The following is a 12155-nucleotide window of genomic DNA, read 5'->3' as shown; positions in this document are numbered from 1 at the left end:
CTTCACTTCGTTTTGCACTCTCGATTTAGAGGTCCGCGCAGCTTATTACAAGGCGCGAAAAATTGGCCGAGCCCGTCAAATGAATTGACGCAACATCATCACCGTTGAATAAGAGTGCATAAAAAAGGTTAAAACCCGACATGAAAGCAATGAAAAGATCTACGTTAGCAACACTTATCAATGCAACGTTGTTCTCTGCCGTAGCAGGTACTTCATTTTCAACTCTTGCTGCAGACGAAGCGCCAGCAGCAAAAAACAACCAACTAGAAGTTATTCAAATCACCGCACGTAAACGTGTAGAGAATGCTCAGGAAGTACCTGTTGCTGTATCTGCATTACAAGGTGACAACTTAGACGCTTACAGCTCAGCTGGTATGGATATTCGTTTTATGAACGCGAAGATCCCAAGCTTATCAATCGAATCTTCGTTTGGTCGTTCTTTCCCACGCTTTTATGTTCGTGGTCTAGGTAACACTGACTTTGACCTAAATGCTTCTCAACCAGTTTCGTTAGTTGTAGACGAAGTTGTTCAAGAGAATGCAATCTTAAAAGGTTTCCCTGTATTTGACGTAGCACGTGTAGAAGTTCTACGTGGCCCACAAGGTACTTTATTTGGTCGTAACACACCGGCAGGCCTTGTTAAATTTGATACAGTTAAACCATCACAAGAATTTGAAGGCTATGGTTCAGTATCTTACGGTAGCCGTGGCGCAGTTGACTTTGAAGGTGCTGTTGGCGGTGGCTTAACTGACCGTTTATCAACGCGTGTTTCTGTACTTTGGCAAGAAAAAGACGATTATATTGATAATCGTGCACCAGGTTTTGAACAAGATGACGTTTTAGGTGGTTACACTGAAAAAGCGGCACGTATTCAGTTTTTATACGAAGGTGACGATTTCACAGGTCTTTTCAACTACCACGTTCGTGATATGGACGGTAAGCCAATCGCATTCCGTGGTAACGCTATTAAAGCGGGTACAAATGACTTAGTAGATAATTTTGAGCACGATGTGGTTTACCACGATGCGGCTTCTCGTGCGACACAGCAAGTTGAATCTCAAGGCGCAAGCTTAAAGCTTGAGTGGGATATCAATGATTTAACTCTTACGTCAATCTCTGCGTGGGAAAGTGCTGAAATCTATTCTCGCGCTGACATCGACGGTGGTTACGGTGCAAGCTACTTACCAGATATGGGCCCTGGTTTTATCCCATTCTACTCTGAAAGTGCTGACGGCATTCCAGATCAAGACCAATATACGCAAGAACTCCGTTTATCTAGCAACTATGCTGGCGACGTAAACTTCCAAGTAGGTGTATTCTACTTTGACGAAGCGTTAACAATCGAAAACTTCAGCTACGATACATACGGTTCAACACCGGGTGAGTTAAACGGCTATGTTATCCAGCAGCAAGATACTAAAGCATGGGCGGTATTCGGTTCATTAGATTACACAATCACAGATGATTTAAAAATCACTGCAGGACTACGTTACTCAGATGACGAAAAAGAATTCTCTGCAAACCGTACTTTAAGCCCAGCAGGTGGCGGTGCGTTATTCCTAACAGAAAACCCAAGTGACGACCACGTTAGCTGGGATTTATCTGCTAACTACAAGATCAACGATGACGTAAACTGGTACGCGCGTGTTGCTAACAGCTTCCGTGCACCAAGTATCCAAGGTCGTATCTTATTCGGTGATGAAGTTACTGTTGCTGAGTCTGAAACTGTGACGTCATTCGAAACAGGTATCAAATCAGACGTACTTGACGGTCAAGGTCGTGTAAACGCAACTGTGTTCTACTACACAATGGATGACCAACAATTAACAGCTGTAGGCGGTGGTGCAAACTTCAACCGTTTAGTTAATGCTGATAAGACAACTGGTTACGGTTTTGAGTTAGACACTGAGTGGGTATTAACTGACAACCTAAATGCTACATTTAACTTAAGCTACAACAACACTGAGCTTAAAGATAAAGACTTAGCTGTTGACGTATGTGCGCAGTGTACTGTAACAAATTCATTAAACAGCGCAGGTCAAGCTGTTCTTGACGGTAACAGCTTACCGCACGCACCTGAGTGGATCTCTAACCTTACATTACGTTATAGCCGCGAAGTAGCTGATGGTGAATTCTTCACTTACGCTGACGTGTCTTACCGCAGCGAAATCAACTACTTCTTATACGAGTCAGTTGAGTTTGAAGGCAAGCCTTTAACTGAAGTTGGTTTACGTGCAGGCTATGCTTGGGCACAAGGCGACAACGAATATGAAGTATCAGCATTCGTACGTAACATGTTCGATGAGCAGCAATCAATCGGTGCTATCGACTTCAATAACAACACAGCAATGGTGAACGAAGAGCGTTACATCGGTGCTGAGTTTAAAGTAAGCTTCTTCTAAGCTGAAAAATAAGTCTTATGAAAACCCGCTGTATAGCGGGTTTTTTCGTTTATAATCGCGTTGGTAACTGCTAAAGTGGCAGGATTAATTAAAGAGAAAGAGAATAGCTATGGCTGGATTTTGGAACTACCGTGTCATTTTTTGTGAAGCAACAAAAGATGAAGCGGCACAATATCAAATTCATGAAGTTGAATATAACTTAAATGGTAAAGTGACTAACTGGTCAGAAACCGGTGCCGCACCATTTGGTAATACAGTCGAAGAACTTGAAGCAGATGCAGATCGTTTAAAAACAGCGTTTTCTAAGCCAATTTTAAAAGTGGTAAGAAAGCAACGTGGCTACGAGCTGGTTGATGTAGAAACCGGCGAGGAAGCGTTTGCTGAACCTCCTGCGGGCTTAACTGAATAATCATATTTAAAGGTGCCTATGGCACCTTTTTACTTTGAAGGAATGAGGATGACTTTAAAAGCAGTATTGTTTGATATGGATGGCACTTTAGTGGACTCTGAAAGTGTGCATTTTAATATTTGGAATGATTTATTAGCTCCTTTTGGTGTGCAGTATGATGAAGCTACTTTTTGTAAGCGCTTCTCTGGGAGACCAACATTTGAAGCCGCAAAGGAGGTTGTTGAAAGTTATGGGCTTAGTATCAATCCAGAGCAGTTAACGGATGATAAGTACGCGGCATTTGGCCGTTTTGTTAGTACTCATTTACCCGCCTATATGCCTTGCGCTAAAGAAGTGCTAGAGAAAGTAAAAGCCAGTGGTTTAAAAATGGCTTTAGTAACAGGCAGTGCAAAAAATGAAGCCTATCCTATTTTAAAAGGCTATGGCATTTTTGATTGGTTTGATTGTGTGGTTACCAAAGATGATGTTAACAATCCTAAACCTGCTGGTGACCCTTATCAACTAGCTCTTGATACGTTAAATATTACAGCTAATGAAGCCGTAGCAGTTGAAGATACCTATACCGGTGTCACCGCTGCGAGCAATGCCGGTGTTGCTGTGTTTGCTGTGCCGAATCATTTCACGTTAGAGCATGATTTTAGTAAAGCGGCAGGCGTGTTTGCTGATTTGAACGAATTCTTCAAATGGCTACAAACTAAACTATAATTAGCTGGCAATCACAAAACAGCTATTGTTAAGTGGTTATGATTAAGCAGGAATAGCCACTTTAAAACTTACAAATTTGCAAGGAAGCAATAATGGTTAAATTCACTCGTGCGCTTTTGTGCGCAATCACGTTATTTATAGGCTTTTTAGCCGAAGCGCAACAAGCTCCTTCAGTCCTTTTAGCAAACGTCTATCAAGCCGAAAAGGTGAATGTAAGCGACTATTTAGTTAGTGAAAAATATGATGGCATTCGAGCTATTTGGACTGGGAGTCAATTAGTAACCCGAAATGGTAACCCAATTTATGCACCCAAGTGGTTTACCGCGCCGCTGCCAGATGTTTGGCTTGATGGCGAGCTTTGGACTAAGCACCAAGATTTTGCCAATGTGAGCGGGATCGTTCGAAAAGTCATACCTGTAGAATCAGAATGGCAAACCGTCAATTACATGATATTTGATATGCCGGATGCGACAACGCCATTTAGTCAACGCTATGAAAACTACACAAGGTTAGTAAACAAGCTGCAAAGTAAGCATATTAAAGCCGTTGCGCAAATGCACTTTAATGATAACAAGCAACTTAGTTTGTTTATGGATGAACTAATCGCACAAGGTGCTGAGGGCGTCATGCTGCATCTAGCAGCTGCAAAGCATAGTGCAGGGCGTAGTGATGCATTGTTAAAGTTAAAGCCTTATTTTGACGCTGAAGCGGTTGTAATCGGTTATATCGCAGGAAAGGGTAAGTATAAAAATATGCTTGGTGCACTCAAGGTGCGCAGCAGTGATGGGACCGAGTTTAAAATTGGCTCGGGGTTTACCGATCAACAAAGATCATCACCTCCAGCGATAGGAAGTACTATTACCTACAAATATCATGGCTTTACTAAAAATGGCCTACCTCGTTTTGCAAGCTTTTTGCATGAAACGCCATAGCGTCATTCAAAAACGGCTGCGACTATGGTAAATTTCGCGGCCTTTTTATTGATGTATAGGTGTTAGAATGTTTGCAGGCTTTGATTACGGTAGCTCAAATTGTGCAATCGGTGTAATGGATAATGAGCAACAAGTCTCTTTAGTGCCGCTTGAGCAGGGCAAGCAATATTTACCCTCAACACTTTATACTCATCACAGTGCATTAGTTGTCGATTTTGTGACAAAACACCTTACGGGTAGTCCGTTTGAGCACGATTTTAAAACTGAGCGACAAGCGCTTTTAAATACCATTCCTCGTATTAAATCTGACCTCGATATTCAAGCTGGTGATGAGACCTTATTTATAGGTCGCGAAGCAATTAGCGAGTATGTGCAATTTCCTGAAGAAGGTTACTTTGTAAAATCACCTAAGTCATTCTTTGGTGCAGTAGGCTTAAAGCAAGGGCAAATAAACTTCTTTGAAGACATTGCCACGGCGATGATTTTAAAAATTAAACAACGCGCCGAGCAATCTTTGCAAGACACATTAACAGAAACGGTCATTGGACGACCGGTAAACTTTCAATCAGTCGGTGGTGAAGAGTCTAATCGACAAGCGCTCGGCATATTAGAGCGAGCAGCAAAACGCGCAGGCTTTAAAGAGGTGTCGTTATTATATGAGCCATTAGCGGCGGGGATTGATTATGAAACCTCATTGCAGCAAGACCAAAAAGTGTTGGTTGTCGATATTGGCGGAGGAACTAGCGATTGCTCATTTGTACAAATGGGGCCAAGCTTTCGTGACAAGCAATGCCGTGACAATGACTTTTTAGCTCACAGTGGTAAGCGTGTGGGTGGAAATGATTTAGATATTGCGCTGAGCTTTCATGGCTTAATGCCATTACTAGGTTTAGGCACAGAGTTTAAATCGGGTCTTCCGCTGCCGAATCAACCGTTTTGGCAAGCCTGTAAAATCAATGATGTAAATCTGCAAAGCCAGTTTTATAGCGATGCCCATCATCGTGAGTTACTGACTCAACTTCGTGAAGTCAAAGAGCCTGCGCTTTTTAAACGCTTAATTCAATTGCAGCAAAATAAGCAAGGTCATCAATTAGTGCAGCAAGGCGAGGCGGCAAAAATTGCGCTCTCGTCAGCGAATGAATTTACTACAGATTTACGCTTCTTAGATTCAGACTTAACGCAGTGCTTAACGCTAAAAGATCTCGCTTTAGCCGTTGATGATTCGATAAGCCAGATAGTAAGCCTAGCTAAACAAGCGATTCAAGAAGCAGGCACAACGCCTGATGTCATTTACTTAACGGGCGGTAGTGCACAATCACCGCTTATCAAGGCTGCGTTAAAAGCCCATTTAGGTGATATTGCAATGCTGAACGGAGATCACTTTGGTAGTGTGACTGCAGGTTTAACTAAGTGGGCGCACAAGCTTTATAGCTAATAGCCCCCACTTTGATATATCGACTTATAGAACTAAAGAGTCACTTGGCGCGTTGCGAGGTATTTTTCGTAATCTGGCAACGTGCGGCACAACTCAGTTTCCATCATAGGTGAGCTTAATAGCATATCGGCACTGACTTCATTACAAGCAACAGGAATATTCCAAACCGCAGCTAAACGCAGTAATGCTTTTACATCTGGGTCGTGTGGCTGCGATGCAAGTGGATCCCAGAAAAACACCAGCATGTGCACTTCATGTTCAGCAATTTTAGCACCGAGTTGTTGATCGCCACCCATAGGGCCGCTTAGCAGCTTAATCACTTCAAGCCCTGTTGTACGTTCGATTAAATGACCGGTTGTACCCGTACCGTACAGCGTGTGCTTACTTAAAATGTCTTGGTGTTTTTCACACCACGCCTGAAGAGCTGCTTTTTTGCCATCATGGGCTACGAGGGCAATATTCTTTTTGGCTGGTAAGGCTTGTTGTTTTTGTTCCATAAGTGCTCTTATATCAATAGGTTAATTGCTAATGCAATAAACACCAGTCCTGTGATCCGATCAATCCAAATTTGGGTTTGTGGGTGCTCACGAAAATAACTGGCTATCTTATCGCCGAAATAAATATACGTGCAGTCGATCGGAAAAGCAAAAAGCGGGTAGAGTAAGCCAAAAAAAGCGAGCTGAAAGGTCGTTGAAGATAAGCTCGGATCGACGAACTGCGGAATAAACGCAATAAAGAATAAGGCGACTTTAGGATTGAGTACCTCGGTCATCATTGCTTGAAGCATCACATTTTGCTTTTTACTGGTACTTACATGAGGCTTTTCGTCGCACTCTGACTCAGGCTGTGTAAAGGTGTCTTTTAGCGTCATTACGCCTAAATAGAACAGGTACGCCGCACCTAAATACTGGACTGTGGTATAGGCAACAGTCGATGCTTTTAAGATTGCTGTTAAACCCACCACCGCAAAAAAAGTATGCACTACACCACCTAAGGCAAAACCAAAGGCACTTTGCATTCCGGCTTTACGGCCATTGGCAAAGGTTTGTGCCATTAAAAATGCATTAGAAGGGCCGGGGGCTACGGCAATTAAAAAGCTGGCGCCTAAAAACGACAGTAGAAATTCTGGATTGATCATCGGCACAAAGATAAAAAGCTAGGTAGTTGATTTTAACAAGCTTCTAGAAAAAGAAAAAGCGGGCAATCAATGCCCGCTGATTTATGACAAATGCTTATGTTTGATCAATAAGTAGGCAAATGGGATGAGCATTAAAAAATGTACGCCAATTAATACCGGTGTAGTCAAATTTAACAATTGCGTTATAAACACTAATAAACTTGCGCCACTCATTTGCATTAAGCCTATAAGTGCTGAAGCCGTACCTGCTTGTTTAGGGAACAAACTTAATGCACGGCCTGCTGATGAGCCAAGTGTCAGTGCAAAACCAAACGCAGCAATAAACATCGGAAACATCAACGCAAGCGCAGTACGTTGTTGGCTAAAGGCCAACATTAAGGCTCCTGCGATTACAAGCAGCAGGAGTCCTGCTTTTAGCGCGCGTTTTGGTTGACGTTTGATGTACAGTGGCATTATAAAGCTTGCCACAATGCTCAATACCGCATTACAGGTAAACCAGAAAGTAAAGTCGGTAACACTGCCACCTAATTCTGTAATAAGCCAGCCAGGTGCTAGCGTAACGAAGACTAAAATAGCCGACATAGTTACCAAGCAAATTAAGCTATGGAATAAAAACAATGGCGTGCTGATAATTGGCATAAAACGGCGCAGGTCAAGAATATGACCACTATATACACTATCTGCAGGGCGGGTTTCTTTATACATTAACAAGGTTATGAATAAACCAATGAGTGCAAATACAGCCATGAATAAAAAGTTCATGCGCCAGCCAAACTGTACTGTGAGCCAAGCGCCTAAAATTGGCGCGAGGGCAGGGATAAAGCAAACGATACCGTTAAGATAAGTAATAATTTGGCCGCTGCGTTCACTACCAAATCGATCTCTTACAATGGCAAAGGCTACTACAAATGTGGCACAGGCCCCCAAACCTTGCAGTGCTCTTGCAATCATCAGGGTTGCAAAATCAGGTGCCAGATACGCGCCAAACGCCGCTAAACCATAAATTGTCACACCGGTGATTGCCACAGGCTTACGACCAAATTTATCTGCTAATGGCCCTGCAATGAGCTGTCCAAGCCCGACGGTAAGCATAAAAATAGCGACGGTTTGCTGAATTTGCTTTTCTGAAGCGCTGAATTGTTCTGCAATGGTCGGAAATGCGGGTAAGTAAATATCTATTGCTAACGGGCTAAAGATAACCAGAAGGCCAAGAATAAATAGTAAGCTGAGGTTTTTGTGCTGGCGTGACTGCATTCGCTCTCCTTTAAAACGGTATTTTATGTGCCCCTAAAGGAAAAGAAAAGCGTTCACTTGGCTAAAAGTGTAATACATACGTAATCATTAAAACTGCTTACAAAAAATTTCCATTTCGCTATCTGGTCTGATGTGTTAGTTTTTTATCTTACATCATAAAAATAATGGATAAACGTCGTGAGCTCACCATCATCATTATTAAAAATTTGGACTAAGTGTCAGTCATTGCCGAAAGGTAACTGGTTGTTTAGTAAAGCCGTGTGCTTTAAAGCACCTTACTTTGGGTCTATAAAGCCATTGATCACAAATTTGACTGCTGGGCATTGCAGTGCAATTGTTAAAAATCGCCGCGCAATCCATAATCACATTGGTACCATCCATGCAATTGCACAGTGCAATGTGGCAGAGCTTTGTGCTGGCTTAATGGTTGATGCAACTGTGCCGGCAAAAACGCATCGCTGGATCCCAAAAGGCATGACAGTGAACTACCTAGCAAAAATTGATACAGACATGCGTGCAGTTGCACAGATAGACGTGCCGAGTGAGTGGCTAGAAAAGCAGGATTTGCTTGTGCCCGTTAAGGTTTACAATAGCCGCGATGAACTTGTCTTCACCGCGGATATTACTATGTATGTAACCGCCAAAAAACGTTAAGACTTATCAGCGGCTTGTTTGTTTACAAACGACAAGTCGTTGTCATCATCAGCCAATATTGAAGTACTCGTTTGTTCTTCAGGCTTAATAGGCGCCACATTATCTTCTTCGTGACGATGTTTTAAGCTGCCTTCAATGATAGCTCCGGCTTCAATACTTAAAGTGTCGTGAAATACATCACCATGGACTTCAGCAGTACTTTCAATTGTCACTTTGTTGGCAATGAGTGAACCAATGATTTTACCTTTTACGACCACACTGTCTGCTTCGATAACACCTTCAATCATACCTGTGTGACCAATCACTAAGTGTTTAACATGTAAGTCGCCTTCGATACGACCATCAAGTTGAACCTCACCTTGGCTGGTAAGGCTACCTGTTAAGCGTACGTCTTCAGAAATAATAGAAGGAGTATGGTTGGTTCTTTTTAATGATGAGCCAGACGAACTAGCTGTTGATTGTTTTTTTTTACCGAACACGAGAAAGCGCCTTTGTTATTTTAACTGGATTGACATGTTTGCCATTCACTAAAACTTCGTAATGTAGGTGGGTACTGGTACTACGGCCAGTACTACCCATTAAACCGATGACATCATCTTTAGTTACTGTTTGGCCTTTTTTAACCTTAATTTTATTAAGGTGGCCGAAGCGAGTAACGAAGCCATTTTTGTGTTGTAGTTCGATAAAGTTGCCATAGCCGCCATTACGACCTGCACGAAGTACGGTGCCATCGGCTGGAGCAAAAATTTCGGTTTTATGCCAACCGGCTAAATCAACACCTTTATGAAAAGCACGGCGGCCATTCATTGGGTCTTTGCGTAAGCCAAAACTGCTAGAAATATAGTAGTCAGCAGCAGGGAGTGTTTGTGGTAACTCACTCAGCAAGTTTTCTAGGTTGTTTAACGCTAGTAAGTTGTCGGCAATTGCTAGAAATTCAGCAGGAATTCTTGATTCGTCAAACAAGTCTAACGGGCCACCCTGGGCTGTGTCTGAGCTTTCAAGTATTGAGGTATTGGCTAGACTGCTATCAAGACCAGCCCCTTCGAGCATGGCAACAATTTCTTGATGGCGTAATTTGATTTGTTCATCTAGCACTACGAAACTACGATTATAAGCCGCATCAAGACGTGCCAAACGCTCAGTCATACTTTCTAAGTGTTTTACTTGTTTTGGTTGCTGCTCATCTTCTAAAGGAGCATGAAAATCTTCAGCATTTTCTTTAATCGGTAAAAGTAGAGGTTCAGCATCGTTTGGCAAGGTGGGTTTGTTCATCGATTCTGGTAGTGATTCAATCATGCTTTGCAATAGCGCTTGTTTTTGCTCAAGAATTGCTAGTTGCTCTAATTGTTTTTCATAGGCAGCTTGCTGTTGAAAGTGCTGCTTTTTCCACTCTTGCTGCTTGGTAACCTGTTTTTGCTCAATGCTGGTTATCTTGTCTGCTTGTGAAATGATTTGAAGTGTTGAGATACTAAGCCAAGCAATGGCTATTAAAATAACCATTAAGGTCGTCAATTGTAGCCAAGGCGCTAATACCAAGTGTTTTACTTCGCCATTTTGACGGATCAACAGCTGTCGAGCTGGAAAAAACGTGCGATAAAAAGACTTAAGTTTAACTAACATGGCGTACAAAATTTAACTAATAACCGAGTTAAGATAGCAACCTCAGTTAAAAAAGCCAGCAAAAAATTGTAACTCAGCTGAAAAAGCACAAAAAAAAGGGCAAAAAATGCCCTTAACACTTGTTCTGTAAATAAAAATAGTGAGTTACTTTTATTTAGCAGGTAGCACGGTTCCTTCAACTGAACCAAAACCAATTCGTGCAAAACCGTCTTTTTCGCACCAACCACGCATAATTACGTTGTCGCCGTCTTCTAAGAAAGCACGCTGCTCACCATTAGCAAGGGTGATCTTTTCTTTACCACCGCGAGAAAGCTCTAATAATGAACCTGCTTCTTCGTGCTCAGGGCCTGATTGCGTACCCGAACCTAACATATCGCCTGGTTGAAAGTTACAGCCATTTACAGTGTGGTGAGTCACCATTTGCGCAACTGTCCAGTAAGAGTGCTTGAAGCTTGATTTAGATACTTGTGTTGGTGCTTCGCCGGCTGCACGCATCTTTTCAGTTTCAATTTGCACATCCATTTTGATATCAAATGCACCAAACTCACGGTTATGAGCTGACTCTAAATAATCCATTGGTTGTGGATCGTTTTCGTCACGTGTCCAGTTTGTTCTAAATGGTGCCAGTGCTTCTGTCGTAACAATCCAAGGTGATACTGTCGAAGCGAAGTTTTTCGCAAGGAATGGACCAAGCGGCTGGTATTCCCACGCTTGTAAATCACGTGCAGACCAGTCATTAAATACACAGAATCCAAATACGTGGTTTTCAGCATTTTCAATGGCAATTGCATCGCCTAATTCATTACCTTTACCAAGGTAAATACCTAACTCAAGTTCGTAGTCAAGGCGTTTACAAGGGCCGAATGAAGGGACTTCTGCATCTGGCGCTTTAGTTTGACCGTTAGGGCGGTGGAACGTTTGACCAGATACATCAATTGACGATGAACGGCCGTGATAACCAATTGGTACCCATTTGTAGTTAGGTAGAAGTGGGTTATCAGGGCGGAATAGACTACCTACCGCTGTTGCGTGGTAAATAGAGGTATAAAAGTCAGTGTAATCACCAATACGGCACGGTAGTGCAAATTCGATGTCAGCTTGAGCGATAAGCGCTTCGCTTAATTGCGCTTGCTCACTGGCACCTTCACGAAGTGCTTTTGATAACGCTAGACGCAGTGCAGACCAATACTGCTGACCAAGACCCATAAATTCATTGAGTGTAGCTTGGCTTGCAGCTTTAACGGCAATCTGTGCATCACCAGAGAATAAACCAAGTTCATTTACTTTTGCTAAGTCGATAACTTGATCACCAATAGCTACAGCGCCACGGAACGCTTCATCTGAATTTTTACGACGTACTTCTGCAAAAGGAAGGTTTTGAATTGGGAAGTCACAGTTCGCTTCGTTAGCAGATGCAACCCAGCTTTTTAGATTAATATCGTGGGTTTCGTTAATTAGGCTCATACTCTTTCCTTATTGGTTCGCGCTGATTTATTAGTTATCTATATGGAGGCAATCAACGCAATTTAAACAGTTAGTTTAAAACAGAATTTAAAACGACAAAAAGCAGCGTGTTAAACGCTGCTTTTTAAGCGCAATATGGCGG

12 protein-coding genes are annotated in these 12155 nt (G+C 42.4%); 6 read left to right on the top strand and 6 right to left on the bottom strand.

Annotation, left to right across the window (positions count from 1 at the left end; translation table 11 throughout):
- Positions 1-140 precede the first annotated feature (140 nt).
- The 5 genes from AOG27_RS04525 (at position 141) to yegD (ending at position 5883) form a co-directional block, all read left to right on the top strand.
- The gene (locus tag AOG27_RS04525) at positions 141-2402 is read left to right on the top strand and encodes a TonB-dependent receptor (protein ID WP_054551792.1); all 2262 of its coding nucleotides are present in this window, start codon (positions 141-143) and stop codon (positions 2400-2402) included.
- A 109-nt stretch (positions 2403-2511) separates the two neighbouring features.
- Positions 2512-2811 carry a hypothetical protein gene (locus AOG27_RS04520; RefSeq protein ID WP_054551791.1) on the top strand — a complete coding sequence of 100 codons (300 nt, stop codon included), beginning with the start codon at positions 2512-2514 and terminating at the stop codon, positions 2809-2811.
- 48 nt (positions 2812-2859) lie between these two features.
- Positions 2860-3516, top strand: a complete 657-nt coding sequence (locus tag AOG27_RS04515) for an HAD family hydrolase (RefSeq protein ID WP_054551790.1) — start codon at positions 2860-2862, stop codon at positions 3514-3516.
- A 92-nt stretch (positions 3517-3608) separates the two neighbouring features.
- On the top strand, positions 3609-4448 hold the full coding sequence (locus AOG27_RS04510) for a DNA ligase (RefSeq protein WP_054551789.1): 840 nt from the start codon (positions 3609-3611) through the stop codon (positions 4446-4448).
- Between the two features lie 67 nt (positions 4449-4515).
- A complete protein-coding gene (gene yegD, locus AOG27_RS04505) occupies positions 4516-5883 on the top strand; it encodes a molecular chaperone (protein ID WP_054551788.1) in 1368 nt (455 codons plus the stop codon).
- A 32-nt stretch (positions 5884-5915) separates the two neighbouring features.
- Here the strand turns inward: yegD and AOG27_RS04500 are convergent, their stop codons facing one another.
- The 3 genes from AOG27_RS04500 to AOG27_RS04490 all read right to left on the bottom strand — a co-directional run bounded on the left by AOG27_RS04500 (position 5916) and on the right by AOG27_RS04490 (position 8275).
- A complete protein-coding gene (locus AOG27_RS04500) occupies positions 5916-6380 on the bottom strand; it encodes a methylglyoxal synthase (protein ID WP_054551787.1) in 465 nt (154 codons plus the stop codon).
- A gap of 8 nt (positions 6381-6388) precedes the next feature.
- Positions 6389-7021, bottom strand: coding sequence for a LysE family translocator (locus AOG27_RS04495; protein ID WP_054551786.1), 633 nt, complete (start codon positions 7019-7021; stop codon positions 6389-6391).
- Between the two features lie 81 nt (positions 7022-7102).
- Positions 7103-8275 carry a multidrug effflux MFS transporter gene (locus AOG27_RS04490; RefSeq protein ID WP_054551785.1) on the bottom strand — a complete coding sequence of 391 codons (1173 nt, stop codon included), beginning with the start codon at positions 8273-8275 and terminating at the stop codon, positions 7103-7105.
- A 177-nt stretch (positions 8276-8452) separates the two neighbouring features.
- On the opposite strand from AOG27_RS04490, the gene AOG27_RS04485 reads away from it, so the two are divergent.
- Positions 8453-8929, top strand: a complete 477-nt coding sequence (locus AOG27_RS04485; protein ID WP_054551784.1) for a hotdog fold domain-containing protein — start codon at positions 8453-8455, stop codon at positions 8927-8929.
- Here AOG27_RS04485 and AOG27_RS04480 read toward each other — a convergent pair.
- The 3 genes from AOG27_RS04480 to fahA form a co-directional block, all read right to left on the bottom strand.
- Entirely contained in the window at positions 8926-9408 is a 483-nt protein-coding gene (locus AOG27_RS04480) for a bactofilin family protein (protein ID WP_054551783.1), read from the bottom strand. The two genes, AOG27_RS04485 and AOG27_RS04480, sit on opposite strands and share 4 nt — an antisense overlap.
- The gene (locus tag AOG27_RS04475) at positions 9398-10549 is read right to left on the bottom strand and encodes a M23 family metallopeptidase (RefSeq protein ID WP_054551782.1); all 1152 of its coding nucleotides are present in this window, start codon (positions 10547-10549) and stop codon (positions 9398-9400) included. Before AOG27_RS04475 ends, AOG27_RS04480 begins: the two co-directional genes overlap by 11 nt.
- Positions 10550-10699: 150 nt before the next feature.
- Complete coding sequence (gene fahA / locus AOG27_RS04470) at positions 10700-12013, bottom strand: fumarylacetoacetase (RefSeq protein ID WP_054551781.1); 1314 nt, start codon at positions 12011-12013, stop codon at positions 10700-10702.
- Between the last annotated feature and the right edge of the window lie 142 nt (positions 12014-12155).

It is taken from the genome of Pseudoalteromonas lipolytica (assembly GCF_001306915.1).
GTDB classification, from domain to species: domain Bacteria; phylum Pseudomonadota; class Gammaproteobacteria; order Enterobacterales; family Alteromonadaceae; genus Pseudoalteromonas; species Pseudoalteromonas simplex.
Note: the sequence above shows the minus strand (reverse complement) of the source record. Positions and strands in the feature narration are given on the sequence as shown.